Source organism: Actinosynnema sp. NPDC050436, from assembly GCF_040655415.1.
In the GTDB taxonomy this organism is placed as follows: Bacteria; Actinomycetota; Actinomycetes; order Mycobacteriales; family Pseudonocardiaceae; genus Actinosynnema.
This window is the reverse complement of record NZ_JBFAJV010000004.1, coordinates 20861-45996: the sequence shown is the minus strand read 5'-3', so window position 1 is coordinate 45996 and position 25136 is coordinate 20861. Positions and strand designations below refer to the sequence as shown.

General features: G+C 73.3%; 24 protein-coding genes. 12 read left to right on the top strand and 12 right to left on the bottom strand.

Annotated features, from left to right (window positions below; all coding sequences use genetic code 11):
• Window positions 1-121: 121 nt before the first annotated feature.
• On the bottom strand, window positions 122-1171 hold the full coding sequence (locus AB0I60_RS12775; protein ID WP_360728682.1) for an NAD-dependent epimerase/dehydratase family protein: 1050 nt from the start codon (window positions 1169-1171) through the stop codon (window positions 122-124).
• Window positions 1172-1235: 64 nt separating this feature from the next.
• Entirely contained in the window at window positions 1236-1913 is a 678-nt protein-coding gene (locus tag AB0I60_RS12770) for a DUF1990 family protein (RefSeq protein ID WP_360728679.1), read from the bottom strand.
• Window positions 1914-2081: 168 nt separating this feature from the next.
• Between AB0I60_RS12770 and AB0I60_RS12765 the strand changes: the two genes are divergently transcribed.
• Window positions 2082-2627 (top strand): hypothetical protein, encoded by a 546-nt coding sequence (locus AB0I60_RS12765; protein WP_360728677.1) that lies wholly within the window; start codon window positions 2082-2084, stop codon window positions 2625-2627.
• Between the two features lie 269 nt (window positions 2628-2896).
• Here the strand turns inward: AB0I60_RS12765 and AB0I60_RS12760 are convergent, their stop codons facing one another.
• Complete coding sequence (locus tag AB0I60_RS12760) at window positions 2897-3928, bottom strand: LLM class flavin-dependent oxidoreductase (protein ID WP_360728675.1); 1032 nt, start codon at window positions 3926-3928, stop codon at window positions 2897-2899.
• A 92-nt stretch (window positions 3929-4020) separates the two neighbouring features.
• On the opposite strand from AB0I60_RS12760, the gene AB0I60_RS12755 reads away from it, so the two are divergent.
• Complete coding sequence (locus AB0I60_RS12755) at window positions 4021-4497, top strand: MarR family winged helix-turn-helix transcriptional regulator (RefSeq protein ID WP_360728672.1); 477 nt, start codon at window positions 4021-4023, stop codon at window positions 4495-4497.
• Between the two features lie 79 nt (window positions 4498-4576).
• Window positions 4577-4993, top strand: coding sequence for a DUF3995 domain-containing protein (locus tag AB0I60_RS12750; protein ID WP_360728670.1), 417 nt, complete (start codon window positions 4577-4579; stop codon window positions 4991-4993).
• Here AB0I60_RS12750 and AB0I60_RS12745 read toward each other — a convergent pair.
• The 3 genes from AB0I60_RS12745 to AB0I60_RS12735 are packed head-to-tail and all read right to left on the bottom strand — an operon-like array spanning window position 4933 to window position 8154.
• Complete coding sequence (locus AB0I60_RS12745; protein WP_360728668.1) at window positions 4933-5493, bottom strand: hypothetical protein; 561 nt, start codon at window positions 5491-5493, stop codon at window positions 4933-4935. The genes AB0I60_RS12750 and AB0I60_RS12745 overlap by 61 nt on opposite strands.
• On the bottom strand, window positions 5490-7259 hold the full coding sequence (locus AB0I60_RS12740) for an oleate hydratase (RefSeq protein WP_360728665.1): 1770 nt from the start codon (window positions 7257-7259) through the stop codon (window positions 5490-5492). Before AB0I60_RS12740 ends, AB0I60_RS12745 begins: the two co-directional genes overlap by 4 nt.
• A 43-nt stretch (window positions 7260-7302) precedes the next feature.
• A complete protein-coding gene (locus AB0I60_RS12735; RefSeq protein WP_360728662.1) occupies window positions 7303-8154 on the bottom strand; it encodes a 3-hydroxyacyl-CoA dehydrogenase in 852 nt (283 codons plus the stop codon).
• A gap of 491 nt (window positions 8155-8645) precedes the next feature.
• On the opposite strand from AB0I60_RS12735, the gene msrA reads away from it, so the two are divergent.
• From msrA to AB0I60_RS12705, 6 genes are all read left to right on the top strand, one after another.
• Window positions 8646-9149 (top strand): peptide-methionine (S)-S-oxide reductase MsrA, encoded by a 504-nt coding sequence (gene msrA / locus AB0I60_RS12730; protein ID WP_360728659.1) that lies wholly within the window; start codon window positions 8646-8648, stop codon window positions 9147-9149.
• Complete coding sequence (locus AB0I60_RS12725; RefSeq protein ID WP_360728656.1) at window positions 9128-9643, top strand: MOSC domain-containing protein; 516 nt, start codon at window positions 9128-9130, stop codon at window positions 9641-9643. Before msrA ends, AB0I60_RS12725 begins: the two co-directional genes overlap by 22 nt.
• A gap of 226 nt (window positions 9644-9869) precedes the next feature.
• Window positions 9870-11192 carry an LLM class flavin-dependent oxidoreductase gene (locus AB0I60_RS12720; RefSeq protein WP_360728653.1) on the top strand — a complete coding sequence of 441 codons (1323 nt, stop codon included), beginning with the start codon at window positions 9870-9872 and terminating at the stop codon, window positions 11190-11192.
• Window positions 11193-11210: 18 nt separating this feature from the next.
• On the top strand, window positions 11211-12197 hold the full coding sequence (locus AB0I60_RS12715; protein WP_360728650.1) for an ABC transporter substrate-binding protein: 987 nt from the start codon (window positions 11211-11213) through the stop codon (window positions 12195-12197).
• Between the two features lies 1 nt (window position 12198).
• Window positions 12199-13008: an ABC transporter ATP-binding protein gene (locus AB0I60_RS12710; RefSeq protein WP_360728648.1), complete on the top strand. Its 810-nt coding sequence runs from the start codon at window positions 12199-12201 to the stop codon at window positions 13006-13008.
• A gap of 2 nt (window positions 13009-13010) precedes the next feature.
• Complete coding sequence (locus AB0I60_RS12705) at window positions 13011-13766, top strand: ABC transporter permease (protein ID WP_360728645.1); 756 nt, start codon at window positions 13011-13013, stop codon at window positions 13764-13766.
• 9 nt (window positions 13767-13775) lie between these two features.
• Here the strand turns inward: AB0I60_RS12705 and AB0I60_RS12700 are convergent, their stop codons facing one another.
• Complete coding sequence (locus AB0I60_RS12700; RefSeq protein ID WP_360728642.1) at window positions 13776-14435, bottom strand: hypothetical protein; 660 nt, start codon at window positions 14433-14435, stop codon at window positions 13776-13778.
• A 770-nt stretch (window positions 14436-15205) separates the two neighbouring features.
• Between AB0I60_RS12700 and AB0I60_RS12695 the strand changes: the two genes are divergently transcribed.
• Complete coding sequence (locus tag AB0I60_RS12695; protein ID WP_360728639.1) at window positions 15206-15751, top strand: sigma-70 family RNA polymerase sigma factor; 546 nt, start codon at window positions 15206-15208, stop codon at window positions 15749-15751.
• A 61-nt stretch (window positions 15752-15812) separates the two neighbouring features.
• On the opposite strand, the gene AB0I60_RS12690 is transcribed toward AB0I60_RS12695, so the two are convergent.
• A complete protein-coding gene (locus AB0I60_RS12690) occupies window positions 15813-17954 on the bottom strand; it encodes a tetratricopeptide repeat protein (protein ID WP_360728636.1) in 2142 nt (713 codons plus the stop codon).
• Between the two features lie 238 nt (window positions 17955-18192).
• On the opposite strand from AB0I60_RS12690, the gene alr reads away from it, so the two are divergent.
• On the top strand, window positions 18193-19323 hold the full coding sequence (alr, locus tag AB0I60_RS12685) for an alanine racemase (protein ID WP_360729682.1): 1131 nt from the start codon (window positions 18193-18195) through the stop codon (window positions 19321-19323).
• On the top strand, window positions 19316-20284 hold the full coding sequence (locus AB0I60_RS12680) for a D-alanine--D-alanine ligase family protein (RefSeq protein ID WP_360728633.1): 969 nt from the start codon (window positions 19316-19318) through the stop codon (window positions 20282-20284). The genes alr and AB0I60_RS12680 overlap by 8 nt, the downstream gene beginning before the upstream one ends.
• A 61-nt stretch (window positions 20285-20345) precedes the next feature.
• On the opposite strand, the gene AB0I60_RS12675 is transcribed toward AB0I60_RS12680, so the two are convergent.
• The 4 genes from AB0I60_RS12675 to AB0I60_RS12660 are packed head-to-tail and all read right to left on the bottom strand — an operon-like array spanning window position 20346 to window position 24987.
• Window positions 20346-21572 (bottom strand): multidrug effflux MFS transporter, encoded by a 1227-nt coding sequence (locus tag AB0I60_RS12675; RefSeq protein WP_360728632.1) that lies wholly within the window; start codon window positions 21570-21572, stop codon window positions 20346-20348.
• 16 nt (window positions 21573-21588) lie between these two features.
• Window positions 21589-22449, bottom strand: a complete 861-nt coding sequence (locus AB0I60_RS12670) for an ABC transporter permease (protein ID WP_360728629.1) — start codon at window positions 22447-22449, stop codon at window positions 21589-21591.
• Entirely contained in the window at window positions 22446-23390 is a 945-nt protein-coding gene (locus tag AB0I60_RS12665; protein ID WP_360728627.1) for an ABC transporter permease, read from the bottom strand. The genes AB0I60_RS12670 and AB0I60_RS12665 overlap by 4 nt, the downstream gene beginning before the upstream one ends.
• A 4-nt stretch (window positions 23391-23394) precedes the next feature.
• Complete coding sequence (locus tag AB0I60_RS12660) at window positions 23395-24987, bottom strand: ABC transporter substrate-binding protein (protein ID WP_360728624.1); 1593 nt, start codon at window positions 24985-24987, stop codon at window positions 23395-23397.
• Window positions 24988-25136: the final 149 nt, after the last annotated feature.

Genomic DNA, 25136 nt, shown 5'->3' with positions numbered 1-25136 from the left:
GTGGGGTCGCGGGCGCCGCGCGCGCCGCTGTCCATGTCGCTGGAGTCGGGGCGGTGGGCCCAGCCCTCGTCGCCCCCCCCCCCCCCCCGCCACCCCCGGCGAGCCCGATCGGCCCCGGCGGTCAGGTGAGCCGGGCGGTGCCGGCGTCCTTGAGCCGGTCGCGCCGCAACGCCGCGCTGGGGCCGGGAGCGGCATCGGCGAGTCCGGCGAGTTGTTCGCGGGCGCAGTCGGTGCTGTTCTTGCGGGGTGCCCAGCCCAGTTCCGCGCGGGCTCGGGAGGTGTCGACCAGCGGGGACCGGGTGCCGACGTCGAACCACCCCGGCGACAGGCCGACCAGGCGCAGTCGCCACAGCACCCCCACGGCGGAGCGCATCACGATCCCCGGCAGCTCCACCGCTCGTGCTTGCACCAGAGCGGCGAGCCCGGCCGCGTCGAGGGTGTCGGCGGCGAGGTTGAACGCTCCCGTGGCACGGCGCTGCACGATGCGCAGCACCGCGTCACCGACGTCGTCGGCGTGGACCAACTGCACCTCCAGGCCGTGGGGGAGCGGCAGGAGGGGCACTTTTCCGTCGCGGAGCAGGCGGATCGACCACTGCGGCACCACGGGATCGAAGAACAGCGCCAGAAAACTCGCGGACGCGGCGCGCTGGGCGACCAGGGTCGGCCGGATGACCGCGACGGCGATGTCCGGGTTCTGCGCGGCGAACCGGCGCAGCATCGCCTCGACTTCGACCTTGCCGCAGCCGTAGACCGAACCCGGGACGCCGGTCGTGGGCCACGTTTCATCCACCGGGTGCTCCCCGGCGGGCGCGTAGGCGGCGATCGAGGACCCGTGCACGACGTGCGGCACCCTTGCCCGCCGTGCCGCTTCCAGCACCGCCACCGTGCCCTTGTAGTTGGTGCGGTGCAGCCGCTGACCCTGCCTGATCGGCTGGAACATCCAGGCGAGGTGCACCACGGCGTCCGCGTCGGCCATCGCCTCGTCCAGCACGTCGGGCGCGTCGTCCGAACCGAGGTCGCACGCGTGCCAGGTGACCGCGTCGAACGGAGCGACGGGATCGGGAGGGCGGCGGCAGATGCCGACGACGCTGTGGTCCTCGCTGTCGGCCGCAAATGCCCTGAGCACACCGAGGCCGACATTGCCCGATGCCCCGGTGACGACGATCTTCACAAGAGGTGCTCCGTCCATCCGGTTGGCTCAACGCTCGGTATTCCCTCGCAGCGACGGCGCAACCTCACCGGATCGGGTCGAGCACGCTCACGCTCCAGCGGTCGTCGCGCGGCGAGGCGGTCGGCACCACCGCCACCCTCGGGCGACCGTCCCCGACGAGCCCCCGCAACCGCTGCCCGGCCCGCCGGTAGAACCGCAACTGCACGCGCCTCCCGAACAGCCGCCACCCCCACCGCATCCACCACGGCGCACGGGGGTGCAGCTGGGAGTAGCTGCGGGCGGTGAACTCCACCTCGCCGGTGGCGTGGTGCTTGACCAACGAGTAGTCGACCCGACCGCGCTCCAGGTGGCCTTCGAGCGTCTCGTAGCTCCACCCCCACGCGGTGCGGTCGGGGGAGGTCTCGTCACTGACGTCGGTGACCCGCACCCCCATCAGGAACCGGAGGCCGGGCAGCCGAGCCTGGAGGACCAGGTTCCGGCCGAGCAGTTCGGAACCCGTCTCGTAGAACGCGCGGATGATCTCGGGCGGCGTGAACTCGTAGTCGGCGACCAGCTCACGGGCCCGCCACCACACTCCGCCGTCCTCGGGAGCCCCCGACGCTTCCACTCCCACGGGGTAGCGGTGCACGTCGAACACCCAGGCGGGCGGCCTCACCTCCCGGGGGTCGTAGTTGAGCCCCCGCCGGCGAAGCGCGCGCAACAGGGCCTCCACGTCGGCCTGGCCGGACCACCTCGCGCGCACGACGACACCTCCTCACCGCCGGACAGACCCAGGACTACCCCGACAAGCCGACTTCACGCCGTCGAGTGCGGGCGGCGATTATCCGGGTGGTGGGGGTGAATCGCGTGGAGGCGGCGGTACCGTTGGATCAAGAGGGTGCGGTGGCCGGGTTGTGAGCGTGGGGGCGGCATGGAAGAGCAGGTCGACGTGTCCCGGTCCGTCGTCACACCTCCTCGGGCGGTAGACCTTCCCGACGAGTTGCGCGCGCGCCTCGGCCGGCTCGACTCCGCGCTGCTGGACCAGGACATGTGGCCTGCGGACGCGGTGTGGCTGGCTTGTGACCTGCTTGCCGCCGGCGTCGATCGGCCCGGGATCGTTGCGCTGGCTTGTGCGCCGCCTGCCGCGCTGATCTACGCGGACGCGGTGCCGTTGGTGTTGGACATGCTGACCGAGCTGGGGTATGAGCCCATCGACCCCGCTCAGCCCGCCTGGGTCGTGGCCGGGCAGCTGGCCCGGAGGGTGATCTCCGGGAGCATGTTGCCCGAAGTCGGTGTGGCCCGCCTCTACGGGATGTGGGAGGAGTGCGGGCAGCCGTGGGAGATCGGGCGGCTGTTGTTTCCGCTCGAGGCTTGGTACGAGGTGTTGCCCGCACAGCGGGACGACGAGGCCGTCCGCGCGGAGATGCGGGAACTGGTGCAGGCGGTGGTCGTGGTCGCCGAAGCGCGGACCGCGTGAGGGACGTGCGTCAGGTCTGGAAGATGTGGCATCTTGTGCCGGCTGAGTCGGCGCGGCGGTGGAGTGAGGTTTCGGGCTGCCTACGAGCGGCCGGACATCCGGCTGAGTGAGGCGTGTCCTCATTGCGGAGAACGCGCGTTGCGCCAGTTCTCCATCCGCCACAACCAGTCAGGGCTCTCCCTGCCCGCTGACGCGCCGGAGTGGAAACGTGAACGGGCGCGTCCGCCGAGGCGATCCGTCACGGCAGAAGCGTCGACGAGGACTCGGTTTCAGCCCAGTTCGGCTCGTACGGCGGGCAGCACCTCGGTGCCCAGCAGTTCGATCGCCTCCATCACGCGCTGGTGCGGGACGCCCGACCAGTCCATGTGCATGGCGTACCGGTCCGCGCCCGTCAGCTTGCCCACGGTGATCAGGCGTTCGGTGACCTCGGCCGGGCTGCCGGCGAAGATCGACCGGGCGTCGCGCGTCCACTCGTCGTAGTCGGCGCGGGACGGGACCGACCAACCCCGGGCGCGGGCGCCGTACTTCATGGTTTCCAGCCAGTACGGGTAGTACGCGTCCTTCGCGTCCTGGGAGTTGCGCGCGATCAGGCCGATGGCGCTCATCGTCACGTGCAGGTCCTCCGGCGCGTGACCGCCCGCCTCGCCGGCCCTGCGGTACAGGTCCACCAGCGGGGCGAAGCGCTCCGGCTCGCCGCCGATGACCGCGTACACGATCGGCAGGCCCAGCAGGCCCGCGCGCACCGACGACTCCGGGTTGCCGCCCGTGCCGATCGAGATCCGCAGCCGGTCGCGGTACGGGCGCGGGTAGACGTGGGCGTTCTCCAGCGGCGAGCGGAAGTTGCCCGACCACGTGATCGGGTTCTCCCGGTCGAGTTGGATCAGCAGCGCCAGCTTCTCGTCGAACAACTCGTCGTAGTCCTCCAGCCGCGCGCCGAACAGCGGGAACGACTCGGTGAACGAGCCTCGACCGGCGAGCAGTTCCGCGCGGCCCCGGCTGAGCTGGTCGAGCGTGGTGAACTGCTGGTACACCCGGACCGGGTCCTCGGTGCTGAGCACGGTGACCGCGCTGCCGAGCGTGATGCGGTCGGTGATGCTCGCGGCGGCGGCCAGGACGGTCGCGGGGTTGGAGCTGGCGTAGTTCTCCAGGTGGTGCTCACCCAGGCCGTAGAAGCCGAGGCCCAGCTCGTCGGCGAGCTTGATCCGCTCCAGCTGCTGGGCCAGCGCGTCCGCCACCGAGACCTGCTCGCCGGTCACCGGGTCCGGGTGGCGGTCGGCGAAGCTGAGGAGCCCGAGTTGCATACCGTTTGTGGACACATCATCAAAGTAGCGGCAGGATGGTGACGTGTCAACAACTGATGGATGACACGTCAACAACTTGCTACCGTGGCCCGGTGGACGAACCCCGATGGCTCGACGACCGCGAAGCACGGGTGTGGCACGCCTACCTGGACGTGCACCGCGAGTTGCACGGTGCCCTGGAGCGCCAGTTGGTCCGCGACTCGGGGCTGTCGCTCGCGGACTACTCGGTGCTGGTCCCGCTCTCCGAAGCGCCCGACGGCCTCATCCGGGCGCGCGAGCTCGGCGCGAAGGTCGGCTGGGAGCGCAGCCGCCTGTCCCACCAGATCGGCCGCATGGAGAAGCGCGGCCTGGTCGCCCGCGAGGAGTGCCCCGAGGACGCGCGCGGCTCCATGGTCCGGCTGACCCCGGCCGGCCGGGCGGCGATCGGGGCCGCCGCGCCCGGTCACGTCGAGACCGTGCGGCGGTACCTGTTCGACGTGCTGTCGGAGGAGGAGTCGGACGTCCTCGGCCGCGCCTTCGCGCGGGTGCTGCGACGGCTCGGGGCCGATCGGGACGAGGGGCGTGCCTGATCGAGTTCTCAGGAAGCGTGGGTTAGCGTGCGCCCTGTCCGTACGGCACCGTACGGACAGGGTGTGCGGGAGGTTCCTGATGGCGTTGTTGGCCCTGGTCACAGCTCTGGTCCTGGTGGCGGTCGGGGGGTTGCACGTGGTGTGGGCGTTCTCGCCGTGGCCGCTGCGGTCCCGCGAGGAGTTCGCGAGCCGGGTCGTGGGCGTCCCGCCGGAGCGCCTGCCGTCCCCCGGGCTCACCTTCGCGGTCGCCGGCCTGCTGCTGGTCGCCGGGTACCTGGTGGTCGCGCGCGCCGGCCTGGTCGGCACCCCCGGCCCGGCCTGGCTGACGGTCGCGGGCACGGGCGGGGTCGCCGCCGTGCTGCTGCTGCGCGGTGCGGGCGGGCTGGTCGCGTCGGCGCGGAAGGACACCCCGTTCGCCCGCCTCGACCTGCGGGTCTACTCGCCGCTGTGCCTCGCCCTGGCCGCCGCGACCGGGCTGGTGGCGGCCCTGGCCTGACCGGCGGGCCACGACCGGGCGTACACCCGCTGCGGGAACACCGACCGGTTCACCACGACGGTCACCCGCCTGCGCCGCGCCCCGGCGTCGACCTCGACGCGCCACGTCTCGACCCGGTGCCCGACCGGGAACTCCCACCGGGCACCGGACCCGGCCGGCGGCGTGACCGGCGGCACCCCGCCGCACACCCCGGACTGCCACACCGCCGGCCGCCCGGTGGCGCCCAGCGCGGCCAGGAACCCGTTCACGCACCCGTCGTCGGCGGCGAAGTCGAGCGCCACCTCGGCACCCCCGCCGACGTGGTAGCGGACGCTGCCGCGGGCGCACGCCGGCGGTGTCACCGCCGCCAGCCGCCGGGCCTGGTCGAACGGCACGTCCGGCGCGCTGCCCGGGTAGGCCAGGGGGTCGCCGTCCCGGCGCGGCAGCAGCAGCGCGGTGGCCGCCGCCGCGCCCGCGAGCGCGGCGGCGACCACCACGGGGGTCCTCGCCCGGCTGGTCACGGCTTCTCCGGCACCAGGCCGAACTCGACCAGCAGTTCGCCCACCTCGGTGGTGTCGAGCTTGCCGCGCAGCCACCGCCGCAGCACGGAGGGGCCGTGCAGGCGCAGCTCCTTGCCGTCGCGCAGCCTGCTGGTCGCCGCCAGCAGCGCGCGCACGTCGTAGGTCGACCCGAACACCTCCGGCACGCCGCGATCGATGCCCAGCAACGTGTACACGGCCTCCATGGGCGTGCGCACGGAGTACTCCGTGGTGAAGATGCAGTCCCGGCTGGTCTCCGCGAACTGGCCGATGAACGCGAAGTTCACCGCGCCCTCCGGCACCACCTGCGGCCGGTCGCCCGCCCGGCGCGGCATGAAGAACGACGTGACGTAGGGCATCATCACCGGCACGGTCTTGGCACCGGTCGCGGCCAGCTCCGGGATGTCCTCGACCGGCACGCCCAGGTGGTAGAGCCACTCGCGGGTGATCTCCTCGCCGGTGCACTCCTGCATCGACTTGGGCACGAAGTCGCCCGGCACGTCCACGAACAGCGAGTACACCCACACCACGATCTCGGTGGGTTTTTGCAGCTTGAAGTGCGGCTGGCGGTTCACCGTCCAGCTCATCAGCCAGCGGGAGTCCTTCGCGGTGACGATGCCGCCGGTCACCACGCGCCCGCTGAACGGGTCGCGCTTGCAGATCTTCTGGATGTAGTCCGGGATGCGCCGGTCCAGGGTGGTGACGGTGGCCGACTCCCACTTGGTCTGCGGGATGTGCGAGCCGAACACGTCCGGCCGCCCGAACGACGGGTCCCGGGCCGCGATCCGCCGCCACAGGTCCCACGCGGGCGCGGGTCCCTCGTCCAGTTGGGCGGGCGTGTGGTGGTCGCCGTTGGAGGAGTTCTCGGTCAGCGACCCGATGGTCATGAACAGCAGGTCGTCCACGCCGAGGTCGACGCCGCCCTCCGCGCCGTCGCGCACCCAGTGCAGCCGGGTCGCCTGCTTGCGCTCCGGGGTGATGTCGAAGTCGACGTCGGTGACCTCGGTGCTGAAGTGGAACACCACGCCCTGGCCGAGCAGCCACTTGTACAGCGGCAGCACCAGCGACTCGTACTGGTTGTACTTGGTGAACTTCAGCGCGGAGAAGTCCGGCAGGCCGCCGATGTGGTGGATGAAGCGGTGCAGGTACAGCTTCATCTCCAGCGCGCTGTGCCACTCCTCGAATGCGAACATCGTCCGCCAGTACAGCCAGAAGTTGCTCTTGAGGAAGTCCTCGCCGAACACCTCGTCGATGCGCTTGCCCTCCACCTCCTCCCGGGTGGCCAGGAAGATCCGGATGATCTCCTTCTGCGCCTTGTCGTTCAGCGTGAACAGGCCGTCGGTGTGCGCGTCCTGGCCCTGCCGCACGGTGGCGCGCTGCAACGAGCGGTTCGGGTCCTCCTTGTTGAGCCAGTAGAACTCGTCCAGCACGCTCGCGCCCTCGACCTCCAGCGAGGGGATCGAGCGGAACAGGTCCCACAGGCACTCGAAGTGGTTCTCCATCTCCCGGCCGCCCCGGATCACGAAGCCCCGCTTGGGTTCCTTGATGCCGTCGAGCGCCCCGCCGGGCAGGTCGAGCCGCTCCAGGACGGTGATCCGGGAGCCGGGCATCTGCCCGTCGCGGATCAGGAACGCCGCACCGGCCAGTGAGGCAAGCCCCGCGCCGACGAACCACGCGGACTTGTCGTCGACCCCCTCGGGCTTGCGCGGTCGGGCGAACGCTTCGTAGTTCCCGTTGCTGTAGTACATGCACTGCCCTTCCCGTGTGCCCGAACGGTCCCGACCACCCGCGTCAGTACTTGTAGAAGCCCTCGCCGGTCGCGACGCCGAGCTTGCCCTTGTCGATGTAGTTCTCCTTCATCCACGCGGCGAGCGCGCGTGCCTTCTCGTCCCCGTGCGAGAGGATGTTGTACGGGGTGTTCAGGCCGACGATGTCGTAGATCTGGAAGGGCCCCATCGGTGCCCCGGTGGCGATCCGCCAGACGTTGTCGACGTCGTGCGGGTCCGCGTACCCGCCGGCGGCGAGTTCGGCGGCGGCGTTGAGGAACGGGACGAGCAGCGAGTTCAGCACGTACCCGGCCTTCTCCTTGCGCACCGGGATCGGCACCATGCCGATGTCGGCGGCGAACTCCAGCACCCGTTCGACCACGGCCGGGTCGGTGTCCGGGGTGCCCATCACCTCGGCGGTGTTGAACTTCCACACCCGGTTGGCGAAGTGCAGCGCGAGGAACCGGTCCGGCCGCCCGGTGAAGTCCTTGAGGTCGCTGGGCAGCAGCGTGGAGGAGTTGGTGGCGAACACCGCGCGCTCCGGCGCGAGGGCACCCAGCCGCCGGTAGACGTTCTCCTTGATGGACGGCTGCTCCGGCACCGCCTCGATCACCAGGTCGGCGTCGCGCGCCGCCTCGGCGAGGTCGGCGGTGGTGGAGATCCGGGTGAGCGCCTCGGCGGCCCGGCCGTCCCCGGCTCCCGGGACCTCCTTCCGGTAGGTCTCCACGAGCGCCGCGAACCGGCCCCGGGCCTGCTCCAGCACGTCTTCGCCGATGTCGTAGGCGGTGACGTCGAAGCCGCTGTAGGCGGTCTGGAAGGCGATCTGGGACCCCAGCACGCCGGTTCCGAGCACGGTGACGTTCTTGATGTCGCTCACTTCGTCCACCTTTCGCGCGGGCAGTGCGCCGGGGAGCAGGGAGAACCGCGTTCGACCGTCGCCGGCGGTCCGCAGCACGGGGACCGCCGGGTCGCCGACCGCGTCCGCGACGCCTCGGCCCGGCGAGCGGCAGCCGTGGGCAGCCCGCCGGGCCGGCGGTCCGCCGGTCCGCCGGCCCGGGCAGGTGGCCCGGGTGCCCGGCGCGTCACCTCCGTGGTAGGTGCGCTGACGGTGAACGTACCCGGCGACCCGACCGCCGCAACTCCACCGCGAACCGCCCCGGCACGCCCGCTACCTGCGCGTTACGGCTCCCGGCACCATCGGGTGAAGATCGCCGCGCGGGGCGCTCCGGGTCCTACAGCGGGTGGCCTGCGCGCGCCGCCGGGTTCCGGTACCCGCTGGTCGTGGATCACATCGGCGACGGGATGATGGCGGGGCGTGCGAACGTTCGACCTAGTGCGTACCGACCAGCCGAGGAGTGGAGCGACAGCATGGCCACGGTGACCGAGAGGGCCGTCCTCGCGGGCGGCTGCTTCTGGGGGATGCAAGACCTGTTCCGCCGCCACCCGGGGGTGATCTCCACCCGGGTGGGTTACACCGGTGGTGACGTGCCCAACGCCACGTACCGCAACCACGGCAGCCACGCCGAGGGCATCGAGATCGTGTTCGACCCGGAGCTGCTCAGCTACCGCCAGGTGCTGGAGTTCTTCTTCCAGATCCACGACCCGACGACCCGCGACCGCCAGGGCAACGACCTCGGCACCAGCTACCGGTCCGCGATCTTCTACGACGGCGACGACCAGAAGAAGGTCGCCGAGGCCACCATCGCCGACGTCGACGCGTCCGGCAGGTGGCCCGGCCGGGTCGTCACCGAGGTGACCCCGGCCGGCGACTTCTGGGAGGCCGAGCCGGAGCACCAGGACTACCTGGAGCGGTACCCGAACGGGTACACCTGCCACTACGTGCGGCCGGAATGGCAGCTCGGGGAGCGCTGACCGGGCAGGTCGTAGCGCTGCACGTGGCCGCCGCGCACGCCTGCGAGGGGCGGCCCGCCGACGGGCCGCGCCCCGACCCGGAGCCGGTCTCGCGCGACTGCGTCGCGGTCCGCGCGGGCCTGGGCCTGGTGGGCGACCGGTACTTCAACCACCCGGCCCACCGGCTGTCCGCCGTGACCGTGTTCGCCGTCGAGTCGCTGGAGGAGGTCGCCGCCGGCCTCGGCCTGCCCACCACGCCCAGCCCGCTGCTCGTGCGGCGCAACATCGTGCTGCGCGGGGTCGACGTCGACGGGCTCGCGCGGCACGACGTGGTCAGCCTCGACACGGGCGACGGCCCGGTGCGCTTCGAGGCGCACCGGCCGGCGAACCCGTGCGCGTGGATGGACGTCCTGATCGCGCCGGGCGCGTTCCGGGCGATGCGCGGGCGCGGCGGCGTGCGCTGCGTGCCCCTGGACGACGGCGTGCTCCGCGTCGGTCCGGTCGCCGTCGCTTGACGCCCGCCGGCTCCGGGGCACGCGCGGGGCCGGACCGCCGGCAACGTGAGGGGCGCGTGGTGCCGAACGCGGGTGGCGTGGGGGATTCCCCGGTGGTGCCAACGGTTTGCGCTCCGGTCGTCGCCTGGAAGGCGCAGCCGGTTCCCCTGTCGCGCGGTTGACCGGCCCGGAGCCGGGTCAACATGCTGGAGGTGGGTTCCCTCCCGGCCGCGACGGTGGAGATTCCATGTCCCAGAGGCAGTTGCACCTCAACGCTTTCCTGATGGGCGTCGGCCACCACGAGGCCGCGTGGCGGCACCCCCGCACCGAACCCGGGCTGGTGGCGGACGTGCGGCACTTCCAGCGCCTCGCCGCCACCGCCGAGCGCGGCCGGTTCGACTCGGTGTTCCTGGCCGACGGCGTGCAGCTGTGGGGCGACGTCCGGCACAGCGCGGCCGGGGCGTTCGAACCGCTCACCCTGCTCACGGCGCTGGCCGGCGTGACCGACCACGTCGGACTGATCGCGACCGCCTCCACCGGGTTCACCGAGCCGTTCAACCTGGCGCGCTGGTTCTCCTCGCTGGACCACATCAGCGGCGGGCGGGCCGGCTGGAACATCGTCACCACGGCGTCGGACCGGTCCGCGCAGAACTTCAACCGCGACGTCAACGCCGGCCACCGCGAGCGGTACGAGCGGGCCGCCGAGTTCCTGGACGTGGTGACCGCCCTGTGGGACAGCTGGGAGCCCGGCGCGCTGGTCCTCGACCCCGGTTCCGGGGTGTTCGCCGACCCGCGCAAGGTGCACGAGATCAACCACCGCGACCGGTTCTTCCAGGTGCGCGGGCCGCTCAACGCCGTGCGCTGCCCGCAGGGCCGCCCGCTGCTGGTGCAGGCCGGGTCGTCCGACGACGGCATGGCGTTCGCCGCCGCCCACGCGGAGGCCGTGTTCACCGCGCAGCAGACGATCGAGGACGCGCAGGCGTTCTACCGCGACCTCAAGACCCGGGTGGCGAACAGCGGGCGCGACCCCGACCACGTGCTGGTGCTGCCGGGGGTCGTGCCGGTGCTCGGCTCGACCGGGCAGGAGGCCCGGCGGCTCTCCGACGAGCTGGACGACCTGATCGTGCCGTCCCGGGCGGTGGGCCGGCTCAGCGAGCTGCTCGCCTTCGACCTGACCGGCCACCCGCTGGACGGGCCGGTGCCGCCGCTGCCGCCCGCCGACCGGGTGGACGGGGCGCGCAGCCGGTTCCGGCTGATCCGCGACCTCGTCGCGCGGGAGTCGCCGACGCTGCGCCAACTGCTGCGCCGGCTCGGCGGCGGGCGCGGGCACAAGGTCGTCGTCGGCACGCCCGAAGTGGTGGCGGACTTCGTGGAGTCCTGGTTCCGGGGCGGCGCGGCGGACGGGTTCAACGTGATGCCGGCGCTGCTGCCGTCCGGCCTGGACGAGTTCGTCGACCACGTGGTGCCGCTGCTGCGCCGCCGCGGGCTGTTCCGCGCCGAGTACACCGGCCGCACCCTGCGCGAGCACTACGGGCTGCCCGAGCCGCGCAACAGGTACTCGTCCGTCTGACGCCCCGGGGAGGACACCATGGCCACCAGGAGGGAACTGCTCGCGCTGCTCGCCGCCGCGACGGTCGGCTGCGGCACGTCGGGCGGCACGGGCGAGGCGAAGTCGCTGCGCTACCAGGGGTGGTCGGGCCTGGTGCTGCAACCGGAGCTGGCCGCCGACCTCGGCTTCCTGGGCGACGTGGCGCTGGAGTGGGTCGGCAACACCACCAGCGGGCCGCAGGACGTGCAGGCGACCGCGACCGGTGACGTCGACTTCGGCGGCGCGTTCAACGGCACCGTGGTCAAGCTCGCCGGCGCGGGTGCGCCGATCAGGTCCGTCATCGGGTACTACGGCATCGACCAGGTGACCTACAACGGTTTCTACGTGCCCGACGACTCGCCGGTCCGGGAGCCGCGCGACCTGGTCGGCCGCAAGGTCGGCATGAACAGCCTCGGCGCGCACGCCGAAGCCATGCTCGGGATCTACCTGCAACGCAACGGTTTCTCCCGCGACGAGGCGGCGTCGGTGGAGGTGGTCGTGGTGCCGCCGGTGAGCACCGAGCAGGCGCTGCGACAGCGGCAGGTCGACGTGGCGGTGCTCGGCGGGATCGCCCGGGAGAGGGCCGTGGCGGCGGGCGGCATCCGGCCGCTGTTCACCGACTTCGGGCTGCTGGGCCCGTTCACCGCCGGCACGTACGTGTTCACCCGGCAGTTCATCGAGCGCAACCCGGGCACCGTGCGGACCTTCACCACCGGTGTCGGGCGGGCCATCGAGTGGACCCGCGCCCGGCCGCGCGACGAGGTCGTGGCGCGGTTCACCGACATCATGGCGCGGCGGGGGCGCAACGAGGACCCGGCCGCGCTGCGGTACTGGAAGTCCACCGGGGTGGCCCGGCCCGGTGGGTGGATCCAGGAGCGGGAGATGGCGCTGTGGCTGGACTGGCTGGCCGACCGGGGCGACGTGGACCGGGGCCGGGTCGTGCTGTCCGACTGCTACACCAACGAGTTCAACGGCGCGGGGTCGTGACGTGACCGCGCGGCTGGGCCTGCACGGCGTGACGAAGCGGTTCCGGGTGCGGGACCGGCGCACCCGGCGGTGGTCGGAGGTCACCGCCGTGCGGGACGTCGACCTCGACGTGGCGGCGGGGGAGTTCCTGACCGTGGTGGGTCCCAGCGGCTGCGGCAAGTCGACGCTGCTCGACCTGCTCGGCGGCCTCACCCCGCCCACCTCGGGCCGCATCCTGGTCGACGGCGAGCCGATCACCGGCCCCGGGCCCGACCGGGGCACGGTGTTCCAGCAGTACGCGCTGCTGCCCTGGCGCACCGCGCGCGGCAACGTGGAGTTCGCCCTGGAGGCGGTCGGCGTGCCGCGCCGGGACCGGGCCGGCATCGCCCGCGAGTACCTGGAGCTGGTGGGGCTGGGCGGGTTCGAGGACCGGCACCCGCACCAGCTCTCCGGCGGGATGCGGCAGCGGGTGGCCATCGCCCGCAGCCTCGCCCACGACCCGGGCGTGCTGCTGATGGACGAGCCGTTCGCCGCGCTCGACGCCCAGACCCGCGAGTCGATGCAGGACGAGCTGCTGCGGATCTGGCGGCGCACCGGCAAGACCGTCGTGTTCGTCACGCACGGCATCGACGAGGCGGTGTACCTGGGCGGGCGGGTCGCGGTGCTCACCGCCCGGCCGGGCCGGGTGAAGCGGGTGGTGCCGGTCGACCTCGGCGAGCGGGCCGACGTGCCGGACGCCCGGTCCAGCCCGGCGTTCGCGCACCACCGGCACGTGGTCTGGTCCCTGCTGCGCGACGAGGTCTGCGCCGCGCCCGACCCGGCGGAGGTGTGACGGTGCTGGTCGCGGTGGCGCGCAGGTCGGTGGCCGTGCTGGCGCTGCTCCTGCTGTGGCAGGTCGCGCCCGTGCTCGGGGCGGTGGACCGGACGTTCCTGCCGCCGTTCTCCGAGGTCGCGGTGGCGTGGTGGGAACTGCTGCTCGACGGGCGGCTGGCGGGCGACGTCCGGGCCAGCCTGACCCGGTCGCTGTCCGGGTTCGGCCTCGCGGTGCTGATCGGGGTGCCGCTGGGCCTGCTGATCGGCTGGTACCGGCCGCTGGCCGTGCTGCTCAACCCGCTGCTGGAGCTGTTCCGCAACACCGCCGCGCTGGCACTCCTGCCGGTCTTCGTGCTGCTGCTGGGGATCGGCGAGACGTCCAAGGTGGCGATCGTCTGCTACGCCTGCACGTGGCCCATCCTGCTCAACACGGTCAGCGCGGTGCGCGACGTCGACCCGGCCCTGCTGCGGCTGGCCCGCTCGATGGACCTGCCACCGCACCGGCTGTTCCAGAAGGTCGTGCTGCCCGCGTCGGTGCCGGCGGTGTTCACCGGCATCCGGATCGCGGGCGCGGTGTCGATCCTGGTGCTGGTGGCCGCCGAGATGGTCGGTGCCAAGGCGGGCCTGGGGTTCCTGGTCAGCTCGGCCCAGTTCAACTTCGCGCTGCCGCAGATGTACGCGGGGATCGTCACGATCTCGGCCATCGGGCTGGCGTTCAACCAGGCACTGGTCGCGCTGGAACGCCGTTTCACGTCGTGGCGGGTCGACGTCGGCTGAGCGGGCCGGTCACCCGGCCGGGTCGCTCAGCACGGCGGGGTCGACGAAGGACGGGTCTCGGGGCGTGTCGGTGCGGAACGGGTCGCCGGAGTCCCAGTCCCACCCCTCCTCGTCCTCGGCCTGCCGCTCGACCAGGGCGAAGAAGCGCTCCTGCGCCACCGCCAGGCCCGCCACCGGCCCGGTCAGGTCGTGCTCGGCGACGAACCGCGCGCCGCCGGGACCGACCGCCAGCACCGACAGCCAGCCCTCGTCGTCGGGGGCGAACAGCGAACCGCTGGTCTCCGCCCAGAACAGCACCGCGTCCTCGCCCGGCCCGGACCTGAGCGCGCCCGCGCCGGCGAGCAGCAGCATGGCGGTGTGCACGGCCGGCTGGTCGTAGCCGACGTGGAACAGGTACGCCTCCAGCGCCCCTTCCCGGTGCAGCAGCACGGTGATCTCCGGCTCGCCGGCGCACCCCGCGTCGATCCGCTCGGCGAAGAACCCGCGCGGCGTGGTGTCCTCGACGTCGTCCCACTCGTCGGTGACCCGGCGGCCGTCCCAGAACCAGCCGTCGAACACGGCGCCGGGGTCGGCGATCACGGCGAGGTCGGGCGTGGCCGTGTCGAGCCAGCGCTCGAACGCGTCCCGGGTCATCGGGATGCGGGCTGCGACCATGAAGCTGTCCGACACGACGTCCCCCTCGGATGCGGTGCGCCGAAGGGTATCCGCGCGTCCGGTGTGGACCGGAACCGCCTCCGGCGCGGACGGGCGCGGCTGGTTCTGCCGGTAGTCCTGCCTGGTCCGAACGCGCGGGTGCTGGTGGACTCGATGGCGGATCGGAGCTGCCGCGCCGGACCGCCGGAGCCCCCCACCGTCCGGCGGCACCGAGCGCCGGCCCGGTCCGCCGGGCGCGGTGGCAGGGCACCGCACCCCGGGTGGTCGGCGGATCGAGGAGACGGTCCGCCGGCCACCCCTTGACCCCACCCACACCTCGCCTACCGAACCGCCCCCTTCACGCCACCCGCGCCGGCCCGGGCAGACCGACCGCACCACCCGCGCCGGCCCAGGCAGGCCGCCCACGCCACCCACGCCGACCCGGCTGGCCGCGCCGATCCCACACCGCCCGCGCCGACCGCCTTCTGCGCCGGTGGGTCGGAACTGCCGGTTGTGGGCAGTTCTGCCGGTCGGACTGCCTGGTCCGGGTGCCGGTGCGGTGGTCCGCTGGGTGGTGGCCCCGCTCGGGAGCCCGGAGCGAGGAGGGGATCAGGACGTGCGACCCGCCCGACGGCCGCGCATGACGCACTCCCCGCGCTGAGCACGCCGGCAACCCCGCGCTGAGCACGCCGGCAACCCCGCGCGGACCGGCGGAACCGGCAGAACCGGTTCTGCCGGTCCTTCCGCGTGGCCCCCGGCGGTGCCGCTGGGTGCACTGGTCCGGTCCGCTACGCCGGGAGGCCGCGATGTCCCAGAGCACGCACGACGACACGCGCGCGGGCGGCGACTTCGTGGCGGCGCTCTACGACCAGCACGCCGCATCGCTTCTCCGCTACGTCCGCAGCCTGCTGCCCAACGACCCCCACCGGGCCGAGGACGTCGTCCAGGAGTGCCTGCTGCGGGCCTGGCGCAACGCGGGCCCGCTCGCCGCGCAGCGCAACTCCGTCCGCCCGTGGCTGTTCCGGGTCGCCCGCAACCTGGTCATCGACTGGGGTCGGCGGGACCGGGTCCGGCCGGTCGCGTTCGGTGACGACGACCTGGACCTGCTGCCCGGCCCGGCCGACTTCGCCGAGCAGGTGGTGCGGCGCTGCGTCGTGGACCAGGCGCTGGACGGGCTGACCCCGACCCACCGCCAGGCGCTGCGGCAGGTCTACCACCTGGACCGCACCCGGCAGCGGGCGGCGGCGGCGATCGGGGTGCCGGTCGGCACGGTGAAGTCCCGCGTGCACAACGCCACCATCGCGGTGACCGAGGCGCTGGCGGGCCGGGGGATCACCGCCACCGACTGGTAACCCGGACCGGTCCCACCGGACCGGTCCCACCGGACCGCCCGGAGGACGACCTGGCCCGCGTTCACCCCCGCGCGGCCTTCGGGACCTCGCCGGTCGCGGTCTCGCGGAGCAGACCTGCCGACGCGAGGTCGCCGCCGTGCTCGTAGGCGGTGGCGGCGTGCTCGCGGAACCGGTTCGCCCACAGCTTCCCGCCGGCCCCGGCCAGTTCGCCCAGCGCGTGCAGCGCGCTCGCCGGGTTCGGCCACAAGCCCTCGCGCAGCACCGCGTCCACGTCCTCCAACCGCTGCTGGGCCTCGGGCTCCCGGGACAGCCGCAGCAGCGCCGACGCGATCCGCACCCCGGCCCGCGCCGCGTCGAACGGCATCCCGGCCGCCTGGAACAGGCGCTCGGATTCGCGGAACGCGCCGCACGCCTCCCGCCACCGGCCCAGCGCGGCCAGGCTGTTGCCCCACCGCGCGGTCACCAGGGCCAGGGTCGGCGTGTCGCAGCCCAGGTCGCCGCGCAGCCAGGTGACCGCGCGGTGGTGCACCTCGACGGCTTCGGCGTGCCGGCCGACCGCGTCGAGCAGCCGGCCGCGCAGCGACCGGACCAGGTGGTCGTGGCCTTCGTCGGGCGCGGGGTCCGGCAGCCGCAGCGCGGTCTCCACGCACGACAGCGCGCGGGCGGACCGGCCGGAGCGGTGCTCGGCGACACCGCGTTGCAGCAGCGCCGAGCACTCCTCCTCCCGCGCGCCGACCTCCGACGCGACCCGCCGGGCCTGGTCGTGCAGCTCGATCGCGGTGTCCAGGCGGCCCTCCAGCGCGCACGCCCGGCCCATCCGGTTGAGCTGGGCCGCCTCCGCGCGCCGGTCGCCGGACAGCCGCGCGGCGTGCACGCCCAGCGCGTACACGGCGGTCCACGCGTGGTGCGGCTGCCGGCCCACCGCGTCCGACACGTCCTCGCACAGCCCGAGGTCGATGCCCGCCCGCAGCGCGCGGGTCCGCTGCCCCTGCGGCGCGGCGAGCAGCGAGCGCACCACGCGGACCTCCGCCGGCCGGGTGTCCGCCGGCGCCTCCTCGGCGTCGAGCCTGCGGCGCGCGAACACCCGGACCAGGTCGTGCAGCCGGCGGTCGGCCTCCAGGAACCCCGCCTCGACCAGGTCGTCGAGCGCGTTCTCGGCGGCGGCCGGGGACAGCCCGGTCGCCTGGACGGCCGTCTCGACGGTCGCCTGCGCGACGGGGGACAGCGCCAGCCGGCGCAGCACGAGCGCCGCCTCCCCGCCCAGCCGGTGGTAGGCCAGGGTGAACGGGCCGTGCCGGCCGTGCTCGCGGTCGAGCTTGCGGGCGACGTCGGCCAGCGTCCAGCGCGGGCTGCGGGCCAGGCACAGCCCGAGCACCCGCAGCGCGCCCGGCAGGCCCCCGCACGCGCGCACGACGTGCTGGGCCGCCACCGGCTCCGCCTCGACCCGGCGCGCGCCCACGATCGCGGAGAACAACGTGCTCGCCGCCCGCTGCTCCAGCGGTTCGACCAGGACGCCCTCCGTCGCGGGTTCCGGCCGGCTGGTCACCAGCACCGCCGAACCCGGGCCGTGCACCAGCAGCGGCCGGACCTGGTCCTCGTCGGCCGCGTCCTCGAACACCAGCAGCACCCGCCGGTCGCGCAGCCGCAGCCGGCACAGCCGGGCCAGCTCGGCGGTGCCCCGGGGCCTGCCGCGCGGCGGCGTGCCGAGCGCGTCCAGCAGCGCCCCGAACACCACGGCCGGCGGGGCCGGGTCGGCCTCGGACCCGCACAGGTCCAGGAACACCTGCCCGTCCGGGAAGCGGTCCCGCCACAGGCGTGCCGCGTGCCGCGCCAGGGTCGACTTGCCGACGCCGCGCGGGCCGTGCAGCACGACGACTGCACCGCCGGTGAGCAGCGCGCCCAGCCGGGCCGAGTCGCGCTCGCGGCCGACCAGCCCGTCGTCGGGGCCGCCCCGGCGGTCGCGGGCGGCCCGGCCGGTGCGCCGGGGCCGCGCGCTGCGCCGGAACCGGTCGAGCGCCTCGCCGTGCAGCGCCAGCGCGCCGGCCAGCGCGTCGACCGTGCGCTGCTGGGGCCGGACCGCGTGCGCCCGCTCGATGTCGCTGATGGCCCGCAGGCTCACCTTCGACGCGGCGGCCAACTCGGACTGCGTCAACCCGGCCCTGGCCCGGTGCTGGCGCAGCAGTTCGGCGAGTCTCCCGGACATGTCCGCTGGTCCCCCTGTCCTCCCGGCTCGGCGTTCGACCCCGACAACGCACCGGGCCGGCCGGGCGGTTCACCGACCGGGGCGGCGTCACCGGGCCGTGACGCGGCGCGGACGGTCCGCGCACATCTCGCGGGCAGCGTGGGCGGTGCGGCCGAAGGGATCGGCCGGGAGGAGGAGCACCGTGCCGGGAGCCGTGGAGCTTGAGGTCGGCGGGGCGGCGCACCCGTGCCACGACGCCGTGCCCGCCGCCGTCACCGCCGAGGCGTGCGTCGACCTGGACGCCGTGGCGTCCAACGTGCGGCTGGTCGCCGCCCGCACCGACGCGCTGGTGATGGCGGTGGTCAAGGCGGACGGGTTCGCGCACGGCAGCGTGCGCACCGCCCGGACCGCGCTGGCCAACGGGGCGACCTGGTTGGGCGTGACGTCCTGCGCGGAGGCGCTGGAGCTGCGCGACGCCGGGCTGGTCGCGCCCGTCCTGTGCTGGCTGACCTCGCCCGCCCAGGACTTCCGCGCGGTGATCGGGGCCGACGTCGACCTCTCGGTGTCCACGCCGGTGCACCTGCGGTCGGTGGCCCGGGACGCGGCCCGGCTCGCGCAGCCGGCGGCGGTCCACCTCAAGGCCGACACGGGCCTGTCCCGCAACGGGGCCCGGCCCGAGGACTGGTGGGAGCTGGTCGTGGCCGCGCGCGAGGCGGAGCGCCGGGGCGCGGTGCGGGTCCGGGGGATCTGGTCGCACCTGGCGCACGCGGACCGGTCGGCGCACCCCGGCGTCGGCGAGCAGGTCCGGCTGTTCGACGAGCTGGTCGGGCTGGCCCGCGCGGCCGGCCTCGACCCCGAGCTGCTGCACCTGGCCAACTCGGCGGCGGCGCTGGGCCACCCCGGCACGCACTACGACCTGGTGCGCGCGGGCATCGCGGTCTACGGCGTCGAACCGGTCGAGGACCGGGCGTTCGGCCTGCGACCGGCGTTGACGCTGCGCGCCAGGCTGGTCAACGCCAAGCTGGTGCCCTCCGGGACGGGGGTGTCCTACGGGCACCGGTACACGACGTCGGCGCGCGGCGCGCTCGGGCTGGTGCCGCTGGGGTTCGCGGACGGCGTGCCCAGGGCCGTGGGCGACCGCGCCGAGGTGTGGGTGGCCGGGGGACGGCGTCCGGTGGCCGGGGCGGTCGCCATGGACCAGTTCGTGGTCGACCTCGGTGACGCCCCCGCCGGCATCGGGGACGAGGTGGTGCTGTTCGGGCCGGGCGACCGGGGCGAGCCCACGGTCTCGGACTGGGCGCGGTGGGCGGGCACCAGCCCGCACGAGGTGCTGACCAGGATCGGCGGCCGGGTGCCGAGGCGCTACGTCGGGGGTGCGCGGCGTGGCTGAGGTGACGGTGGCCGTGCTGTTCGGCGGGCGCAGCGGAGAGCACGAGGTGTCCTGCCGGTCGGCCGAGGGGGTGCTCTCCGCGCTCGACCCGGCGCGGTACGAGGTCGTGCCGGTCAGGATCGCGCGGGACGGGCGGTGGCACATCGGGACCCGGGACGGGCTCGGCGTGTTCGCGGCGCTGGAGGCGCTGCGGGCGGTCGACGTGGTGTTCCCGGTGCTGCACGGCCCGTTCGGCGAGGACGGGACGGTGCAGGCGGCGCTGGAGGCGCACGGCATCCGGTACGTCGGCAACGGGGTGTTGGCGAGTGCCGTGGGGATGGACAAGGACTGCGCCAAGCGGCTGTTGGCCGCCGAGGGCGTCCGGGTGGCCGATTCGGTGGTGCTGCACGGGGAGCAGTCGGTGCGCCGGAGCGAGCGGGAACGCCTGGGGCTGCCGGTGTTCGTCAAACCCGCCCGTGCCGGCTCCAGCGTCGGGGTGTCCAGGGTGGACGACTGGTCCGGGTTGCCGGCGGCGGTGCGCACCGCGCGGGCGGTCGACCGGAAGGTGCTGGTCGAACGAGCCGTGCCGGGGCGGGAGATCGACCTGGGCGTGCTGGAGCACCCGGACGGGAGCCTCGCCGTCAGCCCCGCGCTGGAGATCGGCGTCCGGGGACCCGGGTTCTTCGACTTCGGTGCCAAGTACGCCGACGGGGGAGCCGTCTTCACGGTCCCGGCGGCGCTGCCCGGACCGGTCGAGGCCCGGCTGCGCGAGCTGGCCGTGCGGGTGTTCCGGTCGCTGGGCTGCCGGGGCCTGCTGCGGGTGGACTTCCTGCTCGACCACGACGGCGAGCCGGTGGTCAACGAGGTGAACACGATGCCCGGCTTCACCGGCGCTTCGCAGTACCCGAGGATGTGGCAGGCGGCCGGCATCGGCTACGGGCGCCTGCTCGACATCCTGGTCGAGACCGCCCTGCGGCCGTGACCGCCCCGCCGTGACCGCCCTGCCGTGACCGTGCGCGCCGACCCGGGGGCCGGCCCGGTGCTCAGTCGCCCGCGCACGCCGTGCGCGGGGCCGGGTCCGGTGCCGCCCGGGTCGGGCGGGCGACGAAGGCGTAGGCCAGCCACGAGCCGATGCGGGCGATCGTGATGCCGCACGTCATCGCGATCGCGCTCGCCCCGCCCAACGACGCCAGTGGCGCGAACAGCGCGCCGAACAGGAACCCCGTGCTGCCCAGCAGCGCGGCGGCGGTGCCCGCGTTGGCCGGGTGGCGGGTCAGCGCGAGCGCCGTCGCGTTCGGCGAGGCCAGGCCGCCGCTGAGGATGGTGAGGAACAGCACCGGCAGGAACACCGCGAGCGGCGCGTGCAGCAGGGCCGCCACCAGGCTCGCCACGCTCGCCACGAGGGCGACCAGCGCCTCGGCCACCAGCAGCCGCTCCGGCGTGAACCGGCGCAGCAGCAGCGAGTTGAACCACCCGCCCAGCACCAGGCCCACCGAGTTCACCGCGAAGATCAGCGAGAACACCTGCGGGCTCACGCCGTACCCGCCTTCGAGCACGAACGAGCTGATCGAGATGTAGATGAACAGCGCGATGCTGCCGATGCTCGCGCCCAGCGTGCAGCCGACGAACATCCGGTCCCGGACCACCGCGGAGAACCCCGCCCGCACGCGGCGCAGGCCGCCCGCGTGCCGCAGCTCCGGCCGCAGCGTCTCCGGCAGCGCCAGGACCGCCAGCAGCAGCACCGCCGAGATCACCGCCAGCAGCACGAACAGCCCGCGCCAGTCGGTGAAGTGCAGGAGCTGGCCGCCCAGCACCGGGGCGACGATCGGCGCGCACCCGCCGACCAGCATCAGCAGCGACAGGATGCGCGCCATCTGCCGGCCCTCGTACAAGTCCCGGACCATCGCCTCGACCGCGACCATCCCGGCCGACCCCGCCAGGCCCTGCACCAGGCGCAGCACGATCAGCACCGTGATCGACGGCGCGGTCGCGCACAGCAGCGACGCCACCGTGTAGGTGGCCACGCCGATGAACAACGGCCGCTTGCGGCCGATCCGGTCGCTGAGCGGACCCATGAAGAGCTGGCCCAGTGCCAGCCCGATCATGCACGCCGAGATGCTCCACTGCGCGGCGTCGTCGGTGGCCGCCAACTGGCGGGCCAGCGCGGGCAGCGCCGGCAGGTACAGGTCGATGGACAGCGGGCCGAACGTGGACAGGGCCCCGAGCAGCAGCAGGAGCCGGCGGGTGCGCGGCGGGCCGGTCACGCGCACCCGCCGGCCTGCCCGCTCACCGGCGGCGCCGCTGCGCGAGCAGCAGCCGCGCCCTCGGGTCGACGAACGCCCGCAGGCTGGTGCCGGCGAGGTTGAGCAGGAACACGAACAGCGCGATGGTCAGACCCGGGAACAGCACCATGGTGGGGTGGTCCTGGAGGTAGGTGCGCCCGTCCGCGACCATGTTCCCCCAGGTGGCGGTGGGTGGCGAGATGCCGAGGCCGAGGAAGCTCAACGACCCGTCGATCAGCATCGCGCCCGCCGCCAGCAGCACGCACTGCACCACCGCCAGCGGCAGGGTGTTGGGCAGCACGTGCACGGCCAGCGTCTTCCACGCCCCCATCCCGGACACCCGCGCCGCCTTCACGTAGGTGCGGGTGGTCAGGCCGAGCACGCGGCTGCGGATGATCCGGGCCGTGTACGGCGTGAAGATGATCGTCACGGCCAGCAGCTCGCTGAGCATCCCCGGCCCGACCACGACCGCGAACACGATCGCCAGGATGATCGACGGGAACGCCATCCACGCGTCCACGACCCGCATGATCGCCGTGCCCGCCCGGCCGAAGTACCCGGCCACCAGGCCGATGAACGTGCCCAGGGTGACCGCGCAGACCGTGATCAGCAGGGTCATCCCGATCGACACCCGGCCCGCCGACGCCCAGCGGGCGAACAGGTCCCGGCCGTACTTGTCGGTGCCCATCGGGTGCTCCCCGGACGGCGGCAGCAGCCGCCGCACCGGGTCGGGCGCGTTCGGGTCGGGCAGGAACAGCGGCAGCACCAGCACCAGCAGCGTGAGCGCGACCAGCAGGCCGCCCGCGACCAGCAGCGCGGTGTTGCGGCGGGCGAACGCCCGCGCCCTCGGCAGGACCGTCGTCATGACACCCGCACCTTCGGGTCGACCAGCGCGTAGGCGAGGTCGACCAGCAGGTTCACCACGACGAACAGGAACGCGATGAACATGACCCCTCCCTGGATGAGCGGGAAGTCCCGGGCGTAGACCGCGCCGAGCAGCATGGTGCCCAGGCCCGGGATGACGAAGATGCTCTCGATCACCACCACGCCGCCGATCAGCGACGCGAAGTTCAGCCCCACGGTGGTGAGCACCGGCAGCATCGAGTTGGGCAGCACGTGCCGCAGCACGATCCGCCGCTCGCCGACGCCCTTGGCCCGCGCGGTGCGCAGGTAGAGCTGCGACAGCTCGCCCAGCACGCTCTCCTCCATGGTGATGGTGAGGAACGCGGTCTGCCCCACCACCAGCACCGCGACCGGCAGCGCCAACTGGGCGACGGCGGTGGCCGGGTCGTCGAACAGCGGGGTGTAGCCGCTGGTCGGGAACCAGCCCAGGGTGAGGGCGAACAGGAAGACCGCGACCAGCGCGAGCCAGAACTCGGGCAGGGCCAAACCGAACTGGGCGACCCGGTTGACCAGCCGGGCCACCCGGCTGTGCGGCGACACCGTCACCCAGGTGACGATCAGCACGGTGAGCAGGAAGCTGATCACCGTGCCGAGCACGGCCAGGGTGAGGGTGGGCGCGATGTGGTCGGCGATCATCTGCGGCACCGGGAGCTGGTACTTGATCGACGTGCCGAAGTCGCCGCTGAGCACGTTGCCCAGCCACTGGAGGTACTGCTCGTGCAGCGGTCCGGACAGCCCGAGCTCCCGGCGCAGCCGGTCGAGCTGCTCGGGCGACGCCTTGGTGCCCAGCAGCACCAGGGCCGGGTCGCCCGGGATGGAGCGCAGCAGGAAGAACAGCACGGTGCCGACCACGAACAGGACGACCAGCAGATCGCGCAACCGGCGCAGGACGACTGCCGCCACCGGGTTACCCCGCCAGCCAGACGTCGGCGAACTCCATGCCCCACCCCTCGTAACCGCGCACCTTCGAGCTGAAGGCCACATAGGACTTGGCGTTGTAGAGCGTGATCGTCGGCAGGTTCTGCGACGTGAACTCCTGGATCCTGTCGATCGCCTGCTTCTGCTCGTCGGGCGTGTCGGCCGCGTTGTAGTCCGACAGCAGCGGCGCGAGCCGGTCGCGCGGGTAGCCCATGTTGTCCATGCCCTGCACGTTGTCGCTGTACGACGGGACGGGCGGGTTGGCGTCGTCCATCAGCGCCAGCACGTCCCAGCTGTTGGGCTCGTTGTTCTTGCGCCCCATCAGCGTGGCGAAGTCGTAGCTGTCGATGGACGCGGTGATCCCGATCTTCTGCAACTGGCTCTGGATGAGCACCAGCGCGTCCTTGAACTGCGGGAACTCGTCGGTGGTGATCATCCGGACGGTCTGGCCGGGTTGCAGCCCCGCCTCGGCGAACAGCTGCTTGGCGCGCTCCGGGTCGTGCTGGTCCCACTTGCCCTTGCCGGCCTCGGAGTACATGCCCTTGTTGGTCTGCGTGGCGAACGCGCCGTTGCTCGCCGACACCAGCTCCGGTGCGCCCTGCGACGCCATGATCGCGGCCTTGTCCACGATCAGGTTCATCGCGTCGCGCGCCTGCGGCTTGGCGAAGATCGAACCGGGGTTGTGGTTGAGCGCCACGTACTGGATGTTCGCCGCGCCCTCCACCCCGATCTTGAGCGTGTCGCTGCGCTTGATCTGGTCGTACTGGTCGTGCGACGGCTCGGCGACGTCCAGCAGGCCCGTCTGGAGGCCGTTGAGCACCGCGTCGGAGTCGCCCACGACCTTGTAGGTGATGGTGTCCAGGTAGGCGTTCTTGGCCCCGGCGTACCCGCTGGACTTGCCCCCGGGCGCCTGGTACTTGTCGTTGCGCTCCAGGACGATCTCCTGGCCGGGCGTCCACGACTTGACCTTGTACGGCCCGGAGCCGACCGACTTCTCCCGGGGGATGCCGGTGGGCCCGGCGGCGGCGATGTCGGACTCCTTGCGGATGCCCGTGCCGTGGCTGGTGGCCATCAGCGCCACCAGGTTGAACGGCGCGTTCAGCGCCACCGAGACCGTGCTCTCGTCCGGGGCGGTGATGTCCTTGAGCACGGGTTTGAGCGACCCCGCGTAGCTGCCGTTGTCGACCCAGTAGCGCAGCGACGCGACGGCGTCTGCCGCCCGCAAGGGTGTGCCGTCAGCGAACACGAGCCCCTTGCGGAGCGTGAACGCGTAGCCGAGCCCGTCGTCGGCCTTCTTGTACGATTCCGCGAGCACGGGCTGCGGTTGGTAGTTCGCGTCGATCGTGACCAGCTGCTCGAACACCTCGTGCCCGATGTAGGTGGTCCCGGCGTTGGAGTTCTTGACCGTGTCCAGCGAGCCCGGGTCCTGGGCCAGCCGGACGGTCAGGTTCCCCCCGCGCACGGGTGGGCCCGCGTCGCCGGTCGTGCTGCCCTTGGGAGTGGCGCAGGCGGTGAGTACCAGCCCGACCACTGCGAGGGCGGCGGTCCTGTGCCTGAGACGACGTGATTCGGTGCGCTCCATTGCGGCTCCTCGCGCCTGATTCCGCAGGTCGGTGGCCGAGAACGTAGCCCGGCCCGGGAGGAGCGCACAGACGCCGATGTCGGCTTTTATGTCACTGAGGCGAACTGGGCCGGTACCCGTCCACCACTGTGGACGGACGTTTGTCCCTG

Excerpts from the sequence above, each read along its gene's own strand:
- AB0I60_RS12670 (WP_360728629.1), bottom strand. The coding sequence starts at position 22,449 with ATGACGACGGTCCTGCCGAGGGCGCGGGCGTTCGCCCGCCGCAACACC.
- AB0I60_RS12690 (WP_360728636.1), bottom strand. The coding sequence starts at position 17,954 with ATGTCCGGGAGACTCGCCGAACTGCTGCGCCAGCACCGGGCCAGGGCC.
- AB0I60_RS12765 (WP_360728677.1), top strand. The coding sequence starts at position 2,082 with ATGGAAGAGCAGGTCGACGTGTCCCGGTCCGTCGTCACACCTCCTCGG.
- AB0I60_RS12740 (WP_360728665.1), bottom strand. The coding sequence starts at position 7,259 with ATGTACTACAGCAACGGGAACTACGAAGCGTTCGCCCGACCGCGCAAG.
- AB0I60_RS12695 (WP_360728639.1), top strand. The coding sequence starts at position 15,206 with ATGTCCCAGAGCACGCACGACGACACGCGCGCGGGCGGCGACTTCGTG.
- AB0I60_RS12720 (WP_360728653.1), top strand. The coding sequence starts at position 9,870 with ATGTCCCAGAGGCAGTTGCACCTCAACGCTTTCCTGATGGGCGTCGGC.
- msrA (WP_360728659.1), top strand. The coding sequence starts at position 8,646 with ATGGCCACGGTGACCGAGAGGGCCGTCCTCGCGGGCGGCTGCTTCTGG.
- AB0I60_RS12660 (WP_360728624.1), bottom strand. The coding sequence starts at position 24,987 with ATGGAGCGCACCGAATCACGTCGTCTCAGGCACAGGACCGCCGCCCTC.
- AB0I60_RS12750 (WP_360728670.1), top strand. The coding sequence starts at position 4,577 with ATGGCGTTGTTGGCCCTGGTCACAGCTCTGGTCCTGGTGGCGGTCGGG.
- AB0I60_RS12725 (WP_360728656.1), top strand. The coding sequence starts at position 9,128 with ATGGCAGCTCGGGGAGCGCTGACCGGGCAGGTCGTAGCGCTGCACGTG.
- AB0I60_RS12715 (WP_360728650.1), top strand. The coding sequence starts at position 11,211 with ATGGCCACCAGGAGGGAACTGCTCGCGCTGCTCGCCGCCGCGACGGTC.
- AB0I60_RS12760 (WP_360728675.1), bottom strand. The coding sequence starts at position 3,928 with ATGCAACTCGGGCTCCTCAGCTTCGCCGACCGCCACCCGGACCCGGTG.